Source organism: Amycolatopsis sp. NPDC039088 (assembly GCF_055598845.1).
In genome coordinates, this window is sequence record NZ_JBVKAE010000006.1 from 26,309 (window position 1) to 43,388 (window position 17,080).

The window sequence follows — 17,080 nt, forward strand, 5'->3', positions numbered from 1 at the left end:
ATCGATGAGAATCGCGGTCGTCGGTGCCTACGGCAACGGCAAGACCACCCTGACCGCCGCGCTCGCGCCGTTGCTGGATGTCCCGCGGGTGCACGGCGCACCGATGGCGGACCCGGCGGGCTCGGCGCCGAAACCGCTCGAAGACTGCACGGAAGGCGAACTGCTGCAGCTGATGCTGCGGCGGTTCACCGAACGCACCGTTTCCGAGGAACGCAATCCCGACGGCTTCGTCTCCGACGGTTCGTCCTTGCACGAATGGATCTACACGAAGGTCCGGTTGGCGCTGGGGCGGCATCCCCGGCCGCCGCAGGACCTCCCGCTTTACGAAGACGGGCCCTACGAGGAGGTGGCCGGGCAACTGGGCACCGTGATCCAGCAGCGCGTCCGGGAGGCCTACGACGTCTTCCTGCACGTGCCGGTGGAGTTTCCCTTGCGGCCGGGCGAATCCCCGATCAGCGAGCGGTTCCGGGAGTTGTCGGACCGGCTCCTGCTCGAGGTGCTCGGCCGGCTGGGCTGCCCGGTGCACGTCCTCCGCGGAGGCGTCGCCGAACGGCTGTGCACGGCGTTGTCGGTGCTCGGAGCGGGCTGAGTTCGCCGTCGTGGAAGGGCTCTTCCCCGGAGTGACCCGGGGAAGAGCCCTTCCACGTTTCGCCGTCACTCAGGACGCGTCGACGGTCGCGGGTACTTCCCGCGGTTCGGCCGCGGCGGCCTCGCGGCGTTCCGGGCGGAGCAGCATCCGCCAGGACACGAGCGCGCCCAGCCCGTAGGACAGGCCGATGAGCAGGAAGGACACCGAGGCGCCGGTGTACCAGTCCGGCGCCGCGTGCAGGACGACGCCCATCGCCGCCACGCCGACCAGTGAACCGATCTGGCGGTTGGCGTTGAGCACCGAACCGGAGACGTTGGCGTGTTCCGGGCCGGCCGCGTCCACCAGAACCGCGGTCATCCCCGGGGAGATGATGCCGGCGCCGATGTTCGCCGCACCGACGCCGAGCGCGAGCACCCAGTAGGGCGTTCCCTCCGACACCGAAACCAGACTGAGGGTGGAAACCGCGGCCAGGGTGAGGAAAACGGTCATCAGCAGGCCATTGCCGTACCGGCCGGAGATCCGTGAGAAGACGATGTTCGCGATGGGGAAGAAGATCGTCATCGGCAGCAGTTGCAGGCCCGCTTCGAAGGGATCGGCGCCCCGCGCGTTCTGAAAGAACAGGCCGAGCATGAAGATGCTGCCGAAGAGCGCGAAGTTGAACAGGAAGCCGATCAGGTTCGCTCCGGCGAAACGCTTGTCGTGGAACAGGTTCCATGGCATCAGGTGGGTGGTGGCTCGGCGTTCCCTCAGCGAGAGCAGCCCGATGGCGAGGACCGCCACCACCGCCGCGCCCAGCACCGGAGCCGAAGCCCAGCCCAGCTGCGGACCTTCGATGAGACCGAAGCTGATCGAGGCGAGGAGCACGATGCCGATCAGGTGGCCCGGTACCGCGAGGCCCTGCGGTTTGCCCGCGACCGGGGCGATGTACCGGCGGGTCAGCAGCATGCCGATGACGCCGATCGGCAGGTTGAGCAGGAAGATGCTGGGCCAGCCGAAGGCGCCGACCATGAGCCCGCCCAGCGTCGGGCCGAGGCCGGACGAGGTCGCGACGATCGCCGACCACAGGCCCAGCATGCGGGTGCGCTGCTTCTTCTCCGGGAACGAATGCACCAGCAGGGACAGGGAACTGGGCATGAACAGGGCGGCACCGACCCCCTGGACGAGGCGGGCGATGATCAGCGTCTCGGCGTTCGGGGCGAGAGCGCACGCGAGTGAGGCGAAGAAGAACACCGCCATCCCGACCTGGTAGACGACCCGGGCGCCGACGCGGTTGGCGAGGCCACCGGCGAGGAGCAGGAGCGAGGCGAAGGTCAGGATGTAGCCGTCGACGATCCAGGTGAGCTGGGTCAGCGTGCTGTCAAGGTCCGCCTGGATGGCGGCACCCGCGACGTTGACCACGGTCGTGTCCAACGAAGCCATGACGAACCCGGTGGCGAGTGCGGCGATCTTCACCCCGCCGGGCGCCACCCGCCCCGGCGAGGTACTGGACGTAGTCATCTGGCTTTCTCCCCTGCGTTGCGCGTCTTGACGCGTACGGACGGTCACCGGTCACCATCATGGAAGCGCACTATGTCGATGGCTGTCAAACTTTGATGTTCGTCAACCTTTGACGTTCGTCGTAGTATTGGGGGATCGCCACGGAGGAGGACGCACGATGCCCCAGATCACGGACGAGCGGATCACCGATCACCCGGACGTCGCGGACGTGACCCTGCAGGGGGTCCTGGAGGCGCTGGTGGACCCGGTACGCCGCAGCATCGTCCGGCAGCTGGCCGAAGCCGGGCAGGACATCCGCTGCGGGACGTTCGACATCTCGGTGACGCGGTCCACCGGCACACACCATTTCAAGGTGCTGCGTCACGCCGGGATCATCCGGCAGTACTACGAAGGCACGTCGCGGATGAACACTTTGCGCCGGGAAGACCTCGAATCCGTCCTTCCCGGTCTGCTCGACGCCATTCTCGCCGCGCCCGACGTCGTTTCCTGAGCCCGCGGCTGTTCCTGGTGGCGCTACCACTAGGAGAGACGCACACTTTTCGATGGCTGCCGCGGCCCATATGTTCGAAGCATGTCGCCGACCATTCCGAAACCGCGGAATCCCGAGCACGGAACACCGCGCCGGCTCTACGCTTTTCATCACGCGGGCGGCGGCGCGTCCACCTATCTCGGCTGGCGACGGCAACTCGGCCGGTCGGTCGAAATCGTTCCGGTCGTGTTGCCGTCCGGTCCTGACAGGACACTCGATGGCGTCGTGGAATCCGTCGTCCAAGCCTTGGATCATTCCCGGCCGTATCTGTTCTACGGGCACAGCATGGGTGCCAGGATCGCGTTTCTCGTCGCCTGCTCCCTGCTTTCGCGGGGCCTGCCCGGCCCCGACCGGCTGATCGTCGGCGCCTCCGCCGCGCCCAGCCTGCCGGCCGGGCTCGACCGGGTCCTCCGGCAGGACGACGGGCAGTTGCTGGAGAGCCTGCTCGCGATTGACCGGAAATCCGCGCGGCTGCTGGAGAATTCCCGGCTGGCGAGTCGCGCTCTGGCGTCGTTGCGGGCGGATCTGGCGCTCTGCGCCGAGGCGACCGTCGTCGGCGATACGGTCCTGCCCCGTCCGATCGACGTGTTCGCCGGCGTCGCCGACCCGATCGTGCCGTTGTCCGGTGCGGCCGCGTGGGCGCGGCACACGACCGCCGGATTCCGCCTGCACCGGGTGGGCGGAGGACATTTCTTCCATCGCCGCCCGGAGGGGGATTTCCTCGCCGGAATACGCCGGTTGTGTGCCGGAGAACCCGTTTTCGCCTGACGCGATCCCTGTCCGAAGACGTTCTGAAGAGATCTTGGAGGAATGGCCATGCCCACGGACCGTATCAAGTTCGGTGCCTTTCTTTCGCCGATGCACCCGCTCGGCGAAGACCCGACCCTGCAGTTCCAGCGCGATCTCGAATTCGCCGAACTGCTCGACCGGCTCGGCTATGACGAGTTCTGGATCGGTGAACACCATTCGATGGGCTGGAACACCATCGGGGCGCCGGAACTGCTCGTCGCGGCGGCCGCCGAGCGCACCCGGCGGATCACCCTCGCCACCGGGGTGTCGACGCTGCCGTACCACCACCCGTTCATGGTCGCCTCGCGCGCGGTGCACCTGGACCACCTCACGCGGGGCAGGTTCGTGCTCGGGGTCGGCGCCGGCGGGATCCCCACCGACGCGCGCATGCTCGGACTCGAGATGAGCGAACTGCGAGGCCATTTCGGTGAGGCGCTGGAGGCGGTCGTCGAACTGGTCAACGGCAGCGAGCGCATCACCAAGAAGACCCCGTGGTTCACCCTGCAGGACGCGAAACTCCAACTGGCGCCGGTGAAGGCCGAGGGGCTCGAGATCGTCGCGGCGAGCGTCGCCTCCCCGAACAGCATGCGGCTCGCCGGGAAGTACGGGATCAGCACGGTCTCCTTCGGCGCTCCTCGTCCCGGCCACCCGCGGGTCGACATGCGGACCCAGTGGGCCTATGCCGAGGAATCCGCCGCCGAACACGGGAACACCGTCGACCGGGCCAACTGGCGCATCACGCTCCCGGTGTACGTGGCCGAGACGCGGGAGGAGGCGTTCGCGGACATCCGTGAGGGTTACGACCGCTGGGCATACGGGTACTGGAACGAGATCCGGGGCCTCGACGTCTCGACACCCGGAGTCCCGCGCTCGCGGGCGCTGGAAGCGACCGTGGATCTCGGCGGAGCACTCGTGGGCACGGTGGACGACGTCGTCGCCGGTATCCAGCGGCTCTACGAGGAGACCGGCGGTTTCGGCACGCTGCTCGTCTACGCCCAGGACTGGGCGAGCTGGGAGAAGACCAAGCGCAGTTACGACCTGCTCGCCCGCTACGTGGCCCCGCATTTCACCGGCTCCACCGCGAAGCTCCATGAATCCGTGCGGTGGTACCAGGACAACCGTGATCTGTTCCCTCAGCTGATTCCTTGAGCGGAGGGGTGCGCCGGCGGGTACGGGTCCCCCCAGCCCGTACCCGCCACCTCATCGGCCCGCGGCCGCGGACAGGACCGGCCACCGGAGAGCGGCGGCCTTCGCGGCCAGTTCGGGGTCGCCGTCGCCGACGACGACGGGATGCCCGACCACGTCGAGCATCGGAAGATCGCTCGCGTGATCTCCGTAGGCGTGGCTGTCCCCGGCGGGCAGGCCTGCCCAGGACAGCACGTCGAGGACCGCTTCCCGTTTGGCGGAACCGATCATCGGCCGGTCGACCTCTCCGGTGAGCACACCGGACGCGTCTTCGAGGAGCTCGGTGCAGTAGAGGAGATGGGCGCCCAGTTCCGCCGCGGCGGGCTCGATCAACGCGGGCATCGAGCCGGAGACCAGCACGATCAGATCGCCGTCGGCGAGATGACGGCCCAGCGCGGCGACCCCTTCGGTGACGAACGGCGCGGGACCCGCCGAGAACTCGCGGTACCACTCCCGGCCTCTTGCCGTGAGGTCCTTCGACGGCACGCCTTCGAAACGGCGGTAGTACCGGCGATTCAGCACCTCGCGCGGCAGCCCGGTCGCGGCCAGGCGCCGGAGTTCGGCGGTGGCGTGGTCCGGGCCCCCACCGGACCGTTCGTGCCAGTACCGCCAGAAGGCGAACATGGTCTTGACCGCGAGCAGTGTTTCGTCGACGTCGAAGAAGGCGGCACGAGTGACGCCTTCCGGTGCGGGGCGCAGGATCCGGCGCGTCACGCCGCGGCCTCGAGTGCCAGCCGCGCGCGCACGTACGCCGCCGCGGCGGCTTCCGGGGCGAGCGCGGCGTGGGAGGCCCCGACGATCATGTCGAGCCAGCGCAGCTGCACCGGGTCGTCCGCCGCCCGCCCGCTGGCTCCTCCGGCACGGACCAGCCGGTCGACGGCGGCCACGCACAACTGAGTGGCCCGGCTGCAATCCCGCTGGTTCTCCGCGATCGCGAGGCCGGTCGCCGCGGCGTGATCGGCCCGGTGCGCCGCCTGTTCGAGCAGCAGCCGTCCGGCTTCGATCTCGGCGGACGACGCGGCGAGCACGTCGGCGACGACGTGATTCTCCCGTGCCGGGGTGCCTCGCACGCTGGTCCGCGCCGCCATTCTCGCCACCCAGTCCCGCTCGGCGCCCATGGCGGCGCCCAGGAGCGGAGCGGCGAACAGCAGACCGGCGACCATCGGATAGGGCACCTGGTGACAGCGGGCGGCGTCCGGTCGGGGCCGGAGCAGGTCGGCGAGGTCGACGCGGCGATGCGACGGAACGAAGACGTCCTTCACCACGACCGTGTTGCTCCCGGTGCCTCGCATGCCGAGGGTGTCCCAGGTGTGCTCGATCACGTAGTCCGTGGCCGGGACGGCGAAAATCGTTTGCCTGCGGTCGGTTTCGGGCCCGGTATCGCTGGCGAGCAGGATCCAGTCGGCGGCGTCGACCCCGCTGGCGAGCGACCAGCTACCGGACAGCAGCACGCCGCCGTCGCTCGGGACGGTCGTGCCCCGGGGCGGCATCACCGCCGCCGCGATCCGGACATCGGGCGTCGCCGACCAGAGTTCGCGCTGGCCTTGCTCGGGGAAGTAGGCCGCGAGCCTGCTGTGCGCGGCGTAGAGCGTGGAGCACCAGGCCGTCGACGTGCAGGTCTGGCCCAGTGCCACCGCGGCGTCGACCAGGTCGGTGAAGGAACCCGCCGTGCCGCCCCAGCGCTTCGGCACGAAATGTCGGGCGAAGCCGGCTTCCGTCACCGCGCGCACGACGCCTGCCGGCAGCCGGCGTTCCTGGTCCAGCACGGCGGCCGCCGCGCAGGCGGCGGCCGCGACCGGGGCGACCCTGGCGGGGGTGAGCGACCCGGTGGCGGTCAGCCCTTCGAGTTTGGCGGCGGCGAGGACGTTGCCCGCCTGGAACGCCTTCACGTCGATTGTCCTGCCGTCGCCCGTCACCTCGATGCGGACGGGGAGATCAAGCTCCCCGAACCGGCAGAAGGTGACGTCGGCCCCACCGAATGTCCATTGTGGATACTGTGCGGTCGTGGCCTGGCGGAACGCTTCCAGCAGGGTCATTCCCGGAATGTGGTCGGATTCGTGGTCGAAGAGCACCTCGTGGTCGCGGTTCAGCCGGAGCCGCCAGGACGCGTCGCCGTCGGGGCAGGCGGCGAGCAGGACGTCCCGTTCGTCGAGCATCCCCGCGAGCGCCGCTTCGACGGGAGGGAGCGGAAGCGAAGGCTCACCCGTCACGGCGGAACGGTGGCGCAAGGTGGTGTACCGACGCGGTTCGAGCGTGTACCAGCGCAGTCCGGCACTGCCGGCGCGCACCCCGCCCGCCCACAGGACCGCCTCCAGGGCGCAGGTGAACCGGCCGGGACGGCGTTCGGGTTCCTGGACGGTCACTTCCAGGTCGATCGGCAGCTCGCCGCCCTCCGGCACGGTGAGTCCCGGCCGGTCGAGCCGGAAGTGCAGGCCCGACAGGACGAAAGGGTGGTCGAGCGGAACGTCGAAGTACCGGTGCGAAAGGTAGATCGTCGCCTGGCGGACGGTTTCGGCGAACAGGAGCGGATCGACCGGCGCGTGCTCACCGCGCGGGCCGACCAGTTGCGAACGGTGCCACCGGGCGGTGACGCGGTAGCGGTGCGGGGCGAGGACGTCGGCGCCGGTCACGAGGACCTCGTTCGCGGCGCTCTTGTGGACCAGTGCCCGCTCGACCGGGATCGAGCGCGTGACAGCAGCCTCGGAATTGGCCATGACAGAACATCCCCCGATATTCGGCATCAAGTGTGAAAAGACGGAGACCCCAGGACCATTCACTACTCTGTGTGATGGTGCTCTGAAAAATATACCGTCGGGAAGGTATATTGCAACCGAGTTCGTGGATCTTCACTCACAAACAGGAGTCACCCGTGCCGAAACCTGGCAAAACGCCCGTCCAGCTGCTCGGCGAGCCGAAGGAAAGGACGAAACTGGCTCCGTTGCGCCAGGAGCGCGCGGTGCGTACCAGGGCGCTGGTGGTCGTCGCGGCGGCCGAACTGTTCGCGGAACGGGGTTTCCACGGCACTTCGGTCAAGGACGTCGCCGAACGCGCCGAGGTCACCAAGGGGGCGGTCTACTTCCACTTCCCGGACAAGGAGACGCTGGCGTCCGCCGTGGTCGAGAAGCATTACGACCGGCGGACCGAGGTGCTCGAGGAGCTGCTGGCGGAGCGGTTGAGCCCGCTCGACACCGTGGTCGTGCTCCTGGACCGGATGGCGGTCGCCTTCCGGGACGATCCGGTCATCCAGGGCGGCGCGCGTCTGCAGAACGAGCGCACCTTCATCCCGGCCAGTCTGCCGGAGCCCTTCGTGGGCTGGACCGACCTGCTCACGTCGTTGCTCGGGGACGCGGCGAAGGCCGGGCAGTTGCGCCGCGGTGAGGATCCCGCGGCGCTCGCCCGAAGCTTCGTGGCGGCGTTCTTCGGTGTTCAGCACATCTCGGATCGGCTCAACGGGCGCGCCGACATCGCCGAGCGCTGGGCGGAAACGCGGAATCTCCTGCTCCGGGCCGCGTGTGGCTGACCGGAACGCCTCCTTCGCTACCCCCAAGGTCAGGGTCCCGGCGAAGTCGGGACCCTGACCTGCGGGAGGGTGACGGTTCAGCCGTTGTCGCGACCTCACCGCACCCTGGCCTGGATCAGCTCACAGGTAGTAGTGAAGGAGGCCTTCACGGACAGTCGGCTCAGGAAGCTGCGGGCACGAGCGGCTCGTCCGTCTCCAGCACCGACTTGAGGTCCGACAGAATCCACGGCCACCCGCCACCGGCGTTCTCGCCCGGTCCGGCGTTGATGTCCTCCTGCGAACCATCGACCAGCGCGGCCGTCCACGGCGCGTTGGTGACGTCGTGGGTGACGGTCAGCCGGGTGCCCGCGGTCTTCGTCTCTTCGATCTCGTAGGTGAGCTGGGTGTAGGGCTCGTTGTCGAAGGCCGCGTCCATCCGCAGCTTCCAGGTGATGACCAGTTTGCGTGGCGGGTCGACTTCCAGGACCTCGCCGTCGATCAGGTCGTTCGTGAATCCCGCCTCGACGTAATCCGGCGTGGGATGGGTGGCGTGCTTGCCGCCCGGCCGCAGGTCGAAGTCGACAAGGCCGGTGTAGCCGTACTTCTGCGACCACTCGGGCTTCGTGATGGCGTCCCAGATCTTCTCCGGCGTGGCCTTGATGTAGACGCGGTAGACCTGGGTGGTGGCGGTGGTGGTGTCGGTCATGACGGCTCCTCGGTTTCGGGTCGGGGGGATTCGAGTTCGGCTTTGAGATCGAGCAACGCGGCCACGTTGCGCTCGGTGAACTTGTCGATCCACCGGTCGTGGATCTGCCGGATCGGTACCGGGTTGAGGAAGTGCTTCTTCTCCCGGCCCTCCTTGCGCGTGACGACAAGTCCGGCTTCTTCCAGCAGTTTCAGATGTTTCATCACGCCGAACCGGCTCATGTCCACTTCGGACTCGAGTTCGGTCAGCGTGCGGCCGTCACGCACGAACAGTCGGTCGAGCAGGAACCGGCGGGTCGGATCCGCCAGGGCCTTGAAAACCAGGTCGTCGTCGGGCACACCGAAAGCATAGGTGACCAAAAGGTCACATGTCAACCGGGGCTTCTCGGAAGTGCATGAAGGCCCCCATTCGTGCGCTAGACGCAGGACCCCGGCAAAGTCGCATAATCGCCGGTCAGGTGGGTTGCAAGTGGTGATTCCGGCACTCGTCGATCTTCGTGCAGGTGACCGTGGCAGGTAGGCGCGCACCGATCGGGTTCTGAGTGTCCACTGGGGACGCTTCCTGGCGGCCGAGTGTCCGATTGATGTCGATATATACGAGTCTGCGTGGGGGTCGTGAGTGTTTTGTGTCGTTCTGGCCAACGGTGTTTGGTTACCTACGGCGGGTGAGCTGGGTAGCGCTGGTCCGTGAGGGACTCCTTGAGGGACCCAGAGTCCCTCAAGGAGTCCCTCATGGACCCGAAACCACATCACAAGCCCCAGCGGCACCACCAGTCACAACAGCGGCGCGTGAAGGACCCCGTCCCTCGGCTCAGCCGAGGGAACTCGACCCTCACACCTTTCCCAGTACATGAAGGCCCCCTTCACTGCGCCTAGCGCAACGAAGGGGGCCATCATGTACTTCACGCGAGCAAGCCCGCAGGCCACGAGTAGGTACCTGAGAGAGGGTTCGTTCTAACGACCCAAAACACTCACGACCCCCACGCGAAGTGCTCACATCGGGCATTGCGTCCGACCGTGGTGTCCCTTATGGACACTCGGGGTGCGGCCGGCCAGCCCGGAATCAGGCAGCCACGCACGACCTTCGGATCGCCAAGAGCGATACGGACCAGCAGTTGTACGACTTTGCCGGGTCCATGCGCTAGACGCAAGGATGGGGGCCTTCATGTACTTCGGCTACAGGAGGGCGCCCAGCGGCAGGATGAGCGCGATCGCGACCACGGAGATGACCGTCTCCATGATCGACCAGCTCTTCAGCGTCTGGCCGACCGAAAGCCCGAAGTACTCCTTGACCAGCCAGAAGCCGGCGTCGTTGACGTGCGAGAAGAACAGTGACCCGGCGCCGATCGCCAGCACCAGCAGCGCGCTGTGCGACGGGTCCATGGTCGCCGCGAGCGGTGCCACGATGCCCGCCGCGGACACGGTCGCGACCGTCGCGGAACCGGTGGCGAGCCGGATCGCGACCGCGACCAGCCAGCCGAGCAGCAGCGGCGAGAGGTTCGCGCCGGTCGCCAGGCCGGTGATGACGTTGCCGACCCCGGCGTCGACGAGGGTCTGTTTGAACCCGCCGCCCGCGCCGACGATGAGCAGGATCCCCGCGATCGGCGGCAGTGAGTCGCCGATGGTGGACGACATCTTGCCGCGGGTGAAGCCGGCGGCCCGGCCGAGGGTGACCATGCCGACCAGTACGGCGGCGAGCAGGGCCACCAGCGGGTCGCCGATGAAGTCGAGCACGCGGCGGACGTGGTTCTCCTTCTCCAGCAGGATGTCCGCGAGCGCCTTGCCCATCATCAGCACGACCGGCAGCAGTACGGTCGACAGCGTCGGGAGGAAGCCGGGACGTCGTCCGTCCGAAGAGGACGATTCCGGGACGAGCCGTTCCGGCGCGACGGCGTCCGGCACCATCTTTGCGGCCAGCCTGCCGAACAGCGGTCCGGCGATGATCACCGTCGGGATCGCGACAAGCAGGCCGAAGGCCAGGGTGAGACCGACGTTCGCGTTCAGCGCGCCGGCGGCGGCGAGCGGGCCGGGGTGCGGCGGGACGAGGCCGTGCAGCACCGAAAGTCCGGCGAGCGCCGGGATTCCCAGCAGCAGCAACGGTTTCCCGGTCCGCTTGGCGACCAGCAGGATCACCGGGATCAGCATGACCAGGCCGATCTCGAAGAACATCGGCAGCCCGATCAGCGCGGCGACCAGCGCCATCGCCCACGGCAGGGTGCGGTCACCCGCGCGGCGCAGGATGGTGTCGACGATCTGGTCCGCGCCGCCGGAGTCGGCGAGCAGTTTGCCGAGCATCGCGCCGAGCGCGATCAGCACGCCGACCGAGGCGACGGTGGAGCCGACACCGGAGCTGAAGCTCTTGATCAGCTTGTCCACCGGCATGCCGCCGACGAGCCCGAGTGCGCCGGAGCCGAGGATCAGGGCCAGGAAAGGATGCAGTTTCGCCTTCGTGATGAGCACGACGATCACGGCGATGGCGAGCACCGTCGCGCCGATGAGGCGCGTGTCGTGTCCGGTCCAGGCGGCGGCGAGGGTGGTGGTCATTCGCGGTCCTCGAGAGCGGAGAGGGCGGAGTCGACGATCTCTTCCGGCGTTTTCGCGATGTCGGCGACGAGGCCGGATTCGTCCGGCCGCAGCTGTTCGAGATCGGCGAGTTGACTGTCCAAAAGGGACACCGGCATGAAGTGGCCGGAGCGGGTCTTCATCCGGTCGGCGAGCAGGGCGCGGTCGCCGTGCAGGTGCAGGAACCAGACGTCGCCGCCGCCGCGCAGGACGTCGCGGTAGCGGTACTTGAGCGCGGAGGACGTGACGACGCCGCCCGAGTCCTGGTGATCGCGGATCCAGCCGGCGATGGCTTCGAGCCACGGCTGCCGGTCCTCGTCGTTCAGCGGGTGGCCGGAGCTCATCTTGTCGATGTTCGCCTGAGGATGGAACGTGTCCGCCTCGGCGTAGTCGACGCCGAGGCGTTCGGCGAGTGCCGTGCCCACGGTCGTCTTGCCCGAGCCGGAAACGCCCATCACCACGATGACGGTCATCCGTACCTCCCACGTCGTTGTAGCCGGGACGAGTACAGCTCAAAAGTACTACTTAAGCAATATGAAGTACTACTTAATCGAATCAGAACGCTAGGGTCCCCTGGTGGGCAATGACAGGCATGCCGAAATGCTCGACGCGCTCGGTTCCGCGATCGCGAACGGAGAGGTTCCGCCGGGTGCGGTGCTGCGGTCCGACGAGCTCCAGGAGCGGTTCGGCGCCTCCCGCACGGTGGCGCGTGAGGTCGTTCGCGTACTGGAGACGATGTGCCTGACCAGCAGCAAACGCCGGGTCGGGGTGATCGTGCGCGAGCCGGGGGAGTGGAACCACTACGACCCGAGGCTGATCCGCTGGCAGCTCGACGGCGCCGAGCGGAAGACCGCGCTGCGCACGCTGACCGAGTTGCGCTCCGCCGTCGAACCGAGCGCCGCCCGCTTCGCCGCGCTCCGGGCGACGCCGGAAGAGGGCGGCCGCCTGCGCGCGCTGGCCAAGCGGCTGGAAGAGACGGCCCATCAGCGAGATCTCGTGACCTTCCTCGGCCACGACGTCGCTTTCCACGACCTGCTGCTGGCCGCCTCCCGGAATCCGATGTTCGCGCAGCTTTCCGCGGTCGTCGCCGAAGTGCTCGCCGGGCGCACCGGGCACGGCCTGATGCCGGAGGAACCGCAGCCCGAGGCCGTCGCGCTGCACGTCGAAGTCGCGGCCGCCGTCGACGCCGGTGACCCTGACCGGGCCGAACGCGCGATGCGGGACATCGTCAGCCAGGCGCGTGACGAGATGGCCGTCCTCCTGGACGGATGATCTTCGAGTAATCTCTGCAGGTCTTCGAGGGAACTGCATGCAGGGGGCGACGGTGAGCGCGGCACGCGCGATCGGTTTGGTGTTGGGGGTGGCCGCGGACGGGGCGATCGGGGACCCTCGGTCGCGGCGGCCGGTGACGGCGTTCGCCAGAGCGGCGTCGGCGGTGGACGCGAAGGTCCGGTCGAAACATCCGATGGCCGGAGTGCTGTGGACCGGTGGTCTCGCGGGCTCCGCCGTGCTGGCGGGTGTGCTCGCCGAACGCGCCGGACGGCGCAGCCCCGTGATGCAGGCGACCACGACCGCGGTGACCACCTGGGCCGTCCTCGGCGCCGCCGGGCTCGCCGCGCACGGCACGTCGCTGGCCCGCGATCTCGAAGAAGGCGAGCTCGAGACCGCGCGCGGCACATTGTCCACACTGGACCCCCGGGTCGCCGACGACCTCGGCGTCATCGGTCTTTCGCGCGCTTCGGTGGAGATGCTCGCGGAGAACACCTCGAACGTCGTCATCGCGCCGCTGGTGTGGGGAGCGCTGGCCGGTGCGCCCGGTCTGCTCGGTTCACGCGCGATCAGCCTGCTGCGCGGCCTCGGCCGGGGCCGACCCGAGAAGTACCGCTGGTTCGTCGCCCGGCTGGATGAAATCGTCCACCTCGTGCCCACCCGGATCGCGGCCGGGCTGACCGTGCTCGCGGCGCCGGTCGTCGGCGGTTCGGCCGGCGGCGCGTGGCGGGCGTGGCGACGGGACACGACCGCGCACCCGAGCCCGAACGCGGGCCGCGTCGAGGCGGCGTTCGCCGGGGCGCTGGAAATCCGGGTCGGCGGGCGGACGGTGTACCCGCACGGGGTCGAGGAACTGCCGGTGCTCGGCATCGGCCGCAACCCGGACGCCGGGCACGTGACGCGGGCGGTGGAGCTTTCGCGGGTGGTCGGGTGGCTGGGCGCGATCAGCTCGGTGATGCTGGCCGCCCTCGTCGGTCTGCGGCGGCGGCGCCGCTGACCTGCGGTTTTCGGTGGCCGGGGGAGCAAGGGACCTTTGCTATCACTTGGCGGGGGTGTGTGGAGATAGGGACGTTGAGTGTCCCTATCTCCACACAGCTCCACGTGTCCCTTGCTCTCTTGCCGCAGGTCAGGGACGTCGGCGATACCAAAGGTCCCTTGCTCCCGCCTGAGGTATCGCGGCTGGCTCACCTGGTGACCGTGTGGATTTTGCTTCGTCTAACGCAGCAAAATCCACACGGTCACCACTGGGGGGTCTGTGTGGAGATAGGGACGTTAGTGTCCCTATCTCCACACGGTGACCGCGAAGAAGGAGCAAGGGACCTTTGCTATCGCCGGGCCCGCTGACCTGCGAAAAGAGAGCAAGGGACCTTTGCTATCGCTCCCGCCGCGCCAGCTGTGCCCGCGCCTGGGCGTCCAGCGGATCGCCACGCCGCTCCAGCTCAGCGTCGATCCGCGACCGGTCGGCGGGCTGCTTGTTCCCGCCGTACTTGAACTTCGCCCGCACCCCGGTCACGGTCAGCTCGACGCCCCGGATGCCGGGCAGCAGCCGCTTGTCCGGTGCCTCCGTGGCACTCACCGCGACCCGGTCACCGGACGGCTCGAAGCGCGCGAGCTGCCGGTTCAGGAGCGCTGCCTTCTCCGCGGCGTCGTCGATCAGCCGGACGTCGCATTCGAGCTGGACGGACGCGTAATACGACGTCGGGACGCCGTGGGCCGGGTCGGCCGGGGTGTTCCAGTCGGAGCGGATGTAGGTGTGGTCGCCGGTCACCGAGAGCAGCGCGCGTGGGTGCTCCTCCAGCAGCGGCCAGACCGGGTTGGGGCGCGCGAGATGCAACAGGACCGTTCGGTCGCCGTCGTAGGCGAAGTGCACCGGGTTGACGACCGGCAGGTCACGCCCGGAACCGCCGGCGATGAGCTGGCCGAAGTCGTGTCCGGAGAGCCAGGCCTGCCATTCGGCGTCGTCGTGGGCGGCATCCCACGGGTGAATCAGCATGATCGAATACGAACACGGGAAATGGCCTCATAAAAGGGCCAGTTTCGCATCATATCAGGTGGCCACTTCGGAACGTTCGTCCTCGGCGAGCATCTCGGCGACGCTCTTGCGCCGCTGCGGTCGTTCCGTGGTCAGCGCGCCGCCCGGTTTCAACTCGCGGACGGTGAAATACAGCCAGCCGAGCAGCGCCATCGCCCCGAACGCGATCCACTGGAGCGCGTAGGAGAAGAACGGTCCGGCGTCGGTCTGCGGCAACGGCAGCGCGCCCAGCACACCGGGCTGGTTCACGTCGAGCTGGAAATAGCCCGGCCGGATGTCCAGCTTCGCGGCCCGCGCGACGACCTGGGAATCGACGACGTAACTCTGCAGCTTCCAGCCGGTCGACTCGTCGGCGAAGGCGTCGCGGTTCTTCCCGTCCCTCTCGTCCTGACGAGCCCGCGTGACGATGTCGACGGTCCCGGTGGGCGGCGGGGCGAAGGGCAGGGCGCGTGACTTCTCGTCGAGCCGCACGTACCCGCGGTTCACCAGCACCACGGTGCCCTCGACGGTCCGGAACGGCGTCAGCACCTCGAAGGCCGCTTCGCCCTGGATGGACCGCAGACGGGCGACGACCTCGCCCTCGGGGACGTACGTGCCCTTCATCGCGACCAGGTGCCATTCGGTGCGTTGATCAGGGGCGGTGCCCGCGGGAAGCAGCTCGTTCAGCGACTTCGGTTGCGCGGTGAACGACTCCCGCAGCGCCGTGTTCTGGTGCTCGCGCTCCGCGTTGCGGGAGAACTGCCACGGCGCCAGCAGGGTGAAGCAGCAGACGGCGAAGGTGAACACCACCAACGTCAACGCCAGCCAGCCGGGCTTCAGCAGGAACTTCAACCGCACCCCACCACGGTAAGCGGTCCGCCTCAGGCGTGTGCGCGCACCCAGCCCAGCAGGCCCGGAACGGACCGCTCGATCATGCCGAGGACGTCCTCGAAACCGTCGTCCTCGCCGTAGTACGGGTCCGGGACTTCGGCGCCTTCGGGTGCCGACGGATCGAACTCGCGCAGGAGGCGGACCTTCGACGGGTCCGACACCTTCCGCCGGAGGAAGGACAGGTGGCTCTCGTCCGCGGCGAGCAGCAGGTCGGCGGCGAGATGTCCGCGGTCGACCTCCGCCGCCACATGGCCGGTCGGGTACCCGTGCTCCGCCAGTTTCGCGCGGGCCCGCTTGTCGGCGGCCTCCCCGACGTGCCAGCCGCCGGTGCCCGCGCTGGACACCTGGACGACGTGATCGAGACCGGCCTCCTCGGCCTTCGCGCGGAAGACGAGCTCGGCCATCGGTGAGCGGCAGATGTTGCCGGAACAGACGAAGACGATGTGCAGCACCCGATCAGTGTGACCGCAGAGAGAGATCGACCGCTCACCGGCTCCGAACGGCAACCGGGCGCGCGAAGCTGGAAAGCCGGGGCGAAGCGGGAGTAGACCTCCTGAAGAGAAACACGCAGGAAGGTCGCGTATGAGCGCACCAACACCCACCGTCGAATCCCCGGCAACCGGGCTTCGCTGGTACCGCATCACCGTCAAGCATCCGCACCCCTACGAGGTCGGGCGGATCCTCTCGGAGCACCACTTCGTCCAGGCGAGATCGCCGAAAGAGGCGATGACCAGGATGCCGTTGCACCTCCGGACGAGCGCTTCCGTCGCGCCGTACCAGGTCGACCACTCCGACGTCCCCGATCACGCGACGAAGGCGTACCGGGCGATGCTGTGGACGGGCCGCGTAATGCGCGCGGCCGGCCGCTGGGCGGTCAACAAGGACGCGAAGGCGCTGGACTGACCCGGGAGCGATAGCAAAGGTCCCTTGCTCTCTTTCCGCAGGTCAGGGACGTCGGCGATAGCAAAGGTCCCTTGCTCCCGCCCCGAGCTCAGGGGTGGGAGCAGGCCGACCGGACCGACTCCCCGAGCGCGACCGAGTGCAGCCGGTCCAGTTCGCGCCGCGCGTCCACCAGTCGCACCGTGACGTCGAGCCGCACGTCGCAGGATCGCCGCGCCCGCGCGTCCCGGGTCCGCGCGAGTTCGGCGAGCAGGCCCGCGTTGAGCCGGTCGATCACCGGCCGGACCTCGGTCGCGAGGTCGGGCCGTTCGGGCGGCCGCGAGCCGGGGTCCTCGGTCCACCGCGCGTACAGGCCGCGCTGCACGAGCTTGTTCGCCTCGATCTGGTCACGGAAGAACCGCACCGCGTCGGCCGCGTCGAGGCCGAGGCCGGGCGCCTTCGCCGCCACCGAATCGAGGATCTGCTGTTCGCGCACCGGGTCGTCGATCGGCGACGGCGTGCCGAATTTCGCGGCCGCGACCTTGTCGGCGATCTGCACGCGTTGTGCGGCCAGGTCGCTGAGCGTCCAGAATCCCGGAGACGCCGAAGCAGGCGCGGGCATCGCCAGCAGACCGGCCACGAGCAGCGCGCAGAGCACCCGAAGTCGCATGCCCG

19 protein-coding genes are annotated in these 17,080 nt (G+C 68.6%); 8 read left to right on the forward strand and 11 right to left on the reverse strand.

Annotation, left to right across the window (positions count from 1 at the left end):
* Window positions 1–4 precede the first annotated feature (4 nt).
* On the forward strand, window positions 5–589 hold the full coding sequence (locus tag ACZ7KI_RS09455; RefSeq protein WP_470272695.1) for an AAA family ATPase: 585 nt from the start codon (window positions 5–7) through the stop codon (window positions 587–589).
* A 69-nt stretch (window positions 590–658) separates the two neighbouring features.
* Here the strand turns inward: ACZ7KI_RS09455 and ACZ7KI_RS09460 are convergent, their stop codons facing one another.
* Complete coding sequence (locus tag ACZ7KI_RS09460; RefSeq protein ID WP_470272696.1) at window positions 659–2,086, reverse strand: MFS transporter; 1,428 nt, start codon at window positions 2,084–2,086, stop codon at window positions 659–661.
* 157 nt (window positions 2,087–2,243) lie between these two features.
* Here ACZ7KI_RS09460 and ACZ7KI_RS09465 point away from each other — a divergent pair, with 157 nt between their 5' ends.
* The 3 genes from ACZ7KI_RS09465 (at window position 2,244) to ACZ7KI_RS09475 (ending at window position 4,553) form a co-directional block, all read left to right on the forward strand.
* Entirely contained in the window at window positions 2,244–2,576 is a 333-nt protein-coding gene (locus ACZ7KI_RS09465; RefSeq protein ID WP_470272697.1) for an ArsR/SmtB family transcription factor, read from the forward strand.
* Between the two features lie 81 nt (window positions 2,577–2,657).
* On the forward strand, window positions 2,658–3,383 hold the full coding sequence (locus tag ACZ7KI_RS09470; protein WP_470272698.1) for a thioesterase II family protein: 726 nt from the start codon (window positions 2,658–2,660) through the stop codon (window positions 3,381–3,383).
* A gap of 48 nt (window positions 3,384–3,431) precedes the next feature.
* Window positions 3,432–4,553 (forward strand): LLM class flavin-dependent oxidoreductase, encoded by a 1,122-nt coding sequence (locus ACZ7KI_RS09475; RefSeq protein WP_470272699.1) that lies wholly within the window; start codon window positions 3,432–3,434, stop codon window positions 4,551–4,553.
* A 51-nt stretch (window positions 4,554–4,604) separates the two neighbouring features.
* Here ACZ7KI_RS09475 and ACZ7KI_RS09480 read toward each other — a convergent pair whose 3' ends face one another.
* Both ACZ7KI_RS09480 and ACZ7KI_RS09485 read right to left on the reverse strand, forming a co-directional pair.
* Window positions 4,605–5,303: an HAD family hydrolase gene (locus ACZ7KI_RS09480; protein WP_470272700.1), complete on the reverse strand. Its 699-nt coding sequence runs from the start codon at window positions 5,301–5,303 to the stop codon at window positions 4,605–4,607.
* Window positions 5,300–7,303, reverse strand: coding sequence for a ScbA/BarX family gamma-butyrolactone biosynthesis protein (locus tag ACZ7KI_RS09485; protein ID WP_470272702.1), 2,004 nt, complete (start codon window positions 7,301–7,303; stop codon window positions 5,300–5,302). Before ACZ7KI_RS09485 ends, ACZ7KI_RS09480 begins: the two co-directional genes overlap by 4 nt.
* Window positions 7,304–7,458: 155 nt before the next feature.
* On the opposite strand from ACZ7KI_RS09485, the gene ACZ7KI_RS09490 reads away from it, so the two are divergent.
* Window positions 7,459–8,109 (forward strand): ScbR family autoregulator-binding transcription factor, encoded by a 651-nt coding sequence (locus ACZ7KI_RS09490; RefSeq protein ID WP_470272703.1) that lies wholly within the window; start codon window positions 7,459–7,461, stop codon window positions 8,107–8,109.
* 160 nt (window positions 8,110–8,269) lie between these two features.
* On the opposite strand, the gene ACZ7KI_RS09495 is transcribed toward ACZ7KI_RS09490, so the two are convergent.
* The 4 genes from ACZ7KI_RS09495 to ACZ7KI_RS09510 all read right to left on the reverse strand — a co-directional run bounded on the left by ACZ7KI_RS09495 (window position 8,270) and on the right by ACZ7KI_RS09510 (window position 11,828).
* Window positions 8,270–8,794 (reverse strand): SRPBCC domain-containing protein, encoded by a 525-nt coding sequence (locus ACZ7KI_RS09495; protein WP_470272704.1) that lies wholly within the window; start codon window positions 8,792–8,794, stop codon window positions 8,270–8,272.
* A complete protein-coding gene (locus ACZ7KI_RS09500) occupies window positions 8,791–9,132 on the reverse strand; it encodes an ArsR/SmtB family transcription factor (RefSeq protein WP_470272705.1) in 342 nt (113 codons plus the stop codon). The genes ACZ7KI_RS09495 and ACZ7KI_RS09500 overlap by 4 nt, the downstream gene beginning before the upstream one ends.
* An 837-nt stretch (window positions 9,133–9,969) precedes the next feature.
* The gene (locus ACZ7KI_RS09505) at window positions 9,970–11,337 is read right to left on the reverse strand and encodes a GntT/GntP/DsdX family permease (RefSeq protein ID WP_470272706.1); all 1,368 of its coding nucleotides are present in this window, start codon (window positions 11,335–11,337) and stop codon (window positions 9,970–9,972) included.
* Window positions 11,334–11,828, reverse strand: coding sequence for a gluconokinase (locus ACZ7KI_RS09510; RefSeq protein WP_470272707.1), 495 nt, complete (start codon window positions 11,826–11,828; stop codon window positions 11,334–11,336). The genes ACZ7KI_RS09505 and ACZ7KI_RS09510 overlap by 4 nt, the downstream gene beginning before the upstream one ends.
* Window positions 11,829–11,955: 127 nt before the next feature.
* Between ACZ7KI_RS09510 and ACZ7KI_RS09515 the strand changes: the two genes are divergently transcribed.
* Together ACZ7KI_RS09515 and ACZ7KI_RS09520 are read left to right on the forward strand one after the other, a co-directional pair.
* Entirely contained in the window at window positions 11,956–12,627 is a 672-nt protein-coding gene (locus tag ACZ7KI_RS09515; protein ID WP_465463393.1) for a FadR/GntR family transcriptional regulator, read from the forward strand.
* Window positions 12,628–12,679: 52 nt separating this feature from the next.
* On the forward strand, window positions 12,680–13,621 hold the full coding sequence (locus ACZ7KI_RS09520) for a cobalamin biosynthesis protein CobD/CbiB (protein ID WP_470272708.1): 942 nt from the start codon (window positions 12,680–12,682) through the stop codon (window positions 13,619–13,621).
* Window positions 13,622–13,996: 375 nt separating this feature from the next.
* Here ACZ7KI_RS09520 and ACZ7KI_RS09525 read toward each other — a convergent pair whose 3' ends face one another.
* Genes ACZ7KI_RS09525 through ACZ7KI_RS09535 form a run of 3 tightly spaced genes read right to left on the reverse strand, consistent with a single transcriptional unit; the run spans window position 13,997 to window position 15,978 of the window.
* Window positions 13,997–14,617 (reverse strand): FMN-binding negative transcriptional regulator, encoded by a 621-nt coding sequence (locus tag ACZ7KI_RS09525; protein WP_470272709.1) that lies wholly within the window; start codon window positions 14,615–14,617, stop codon window positions 13,997–13,999.
* Between the two features lie 54 nt (window positions 14,618–14,671).
* On the reverse strand, window positions 14,672–15,493 hold the full coding sequence (locus ACZ7KI_RS09530) for an SURF1 family cytochrome oxidase biogenesis protein (RefSeq protein WP_470272710.1): 822 nt from the start codon (window positions 15,491–15,493) through the stop codon (window positions 14,672–14,674).
* Between the two features lie 23 nt (window positions 15,494–15,516).
* Window positions 15,517–15,978, reverse strand: a complete 462-nt coding sequence (locus ACZ7KI_RS09535; protein WP_470272711.1) for a low molecular weight protein-tyrosine-phosphatase — start codon at window positions 15,976–15,978, stop codon at window positions 15,517–15,519.
* 130 nt (window positions 15,979–16,108) lie between these two features.
* On the opposite strand from ACZ7KI_RS09535, the gene ACZ7KI_RS09540 reads away from it, so the two are divergent.
* The gene (locus tag ACZ7KI_RS09540) at window positions 16,109–16,429 is read left to right on the forward strand and encodes a hypothetical protein (RefSeq protein ID WP_465504860.1); all 321 of its coding nucleotides are present in this window, start codon (window positions 16,109–16,111) and stop codon (window positions 16,427–16,429) included.
* An 88-nt stretch (window positions 16,430–16,517) separates the two neighbouring features.
* Here the strand turns inward: ACZ7KI_RS09540 and ACZ7KI_RS09545 are convergent, their stop codons facing one another.
* Entirely contained in the window at window positions 16,518–17,075 is a 558-nt protein-coding gene (locus ACZ7KI_RS09545; RefSeq protein WP_470272712.1) for a chorismate mutase, read from the reverse strand.
* Between the last annotated feature and the right edge of the window lie 5 nt (window positions 17,076–17,080).

Coding starts and splice junctions, on each gene's coding strand:
- ACZ7KI_RS09455 (WP_470272695.1), top strand. CDS start 5: ATGAGAATCGCGGTCGTCGGTGCCTACGGCAACGGCAAGACCACCCTG.
- ACZ7KI_RS09460 (WP_470272696.1), bottom strand. CDS start 2,086: ATGACTACGTCCAGTACCTCGCCGGGGCGGGTGGCGCCCGGCGGGGTG.
- ACZ7KI_RS09465 (WP_470272697.1), top strand. CDS start 2,244: ATGCCCCAGATCACGGACGAGCGGATCACCGATCACCCGGACGTCGCG.
- ACZ7KI_RS09470 (WP_470272698.1), top strand. CDS start 2,658: ATGTCGCCGACCATTCCGAAACCGCGGAATCCCGAGCACGGAACACCG.
- ACZ7KI_RS09475 (WP_470272699.1), top strand. CDS start 3,432: ATGCCCACGGACCGTATCAAGTTCGGTGCCTTTCTTTCGCCGATGCAC.
- ACZ7KI_RS09485 (WP_470272702.1), bottom strand. CDS start 7,303: ATGGCCAATTCCGAGGCTGCTGTCACGCGCTCGATCCCGGTCGAGCGG.
- ACZ7KI_RS09495 (WP_470272704.1), bottom strand. CDS start 8,794: ATGACCGACACCACCACCGCCACCACCCAGGTCTACCGCGTCTACATC.
- ACZ7KI_RS09505 (WP_470272706.1), bottom strand. CDS start 11,337: ATGACCACCACCCTCGCCGCCGCCTGGACCGGACACGACACGCGCCTC.
- ACZ7KI_RS09510 (WP_470272707.1), bottom strand. CDS start 11,828: ATGACCGTCATCGTGGTGATGGGCGTTTCCGGCTCGGGCAAGACGACC.
- ACZ7KI_RS09515 (WP_465463393.1), top strand. CDS start 11,956: ATGCTCGACGCGCTCGGTTCCGCGATCGCGAACGGAGAGGTTCCGCCG.
- ACZ7KI_RS09525 (WP_470272709.1), bottom strand. CDS start 14,617: ATGCTGATTCACCCGTGGGATGCCGCCCACGACGACGCCGAATGGCAG.
- ACZ7KI_RS09540 (WP_465504860.1), top strand. CDS start 16,109: ATGAGCGCACCAACACCCACCGTCGAATCCCCGGCAACCGGGCTTCGC.
- ACZ7KI_RS09545 (WP_470272712.1), bottom strand. CDS start 17,075: ATGCGACTTCGGGTGCTCTGCGCGCTGCTCGTGGCCGGTCTGCTGGCG.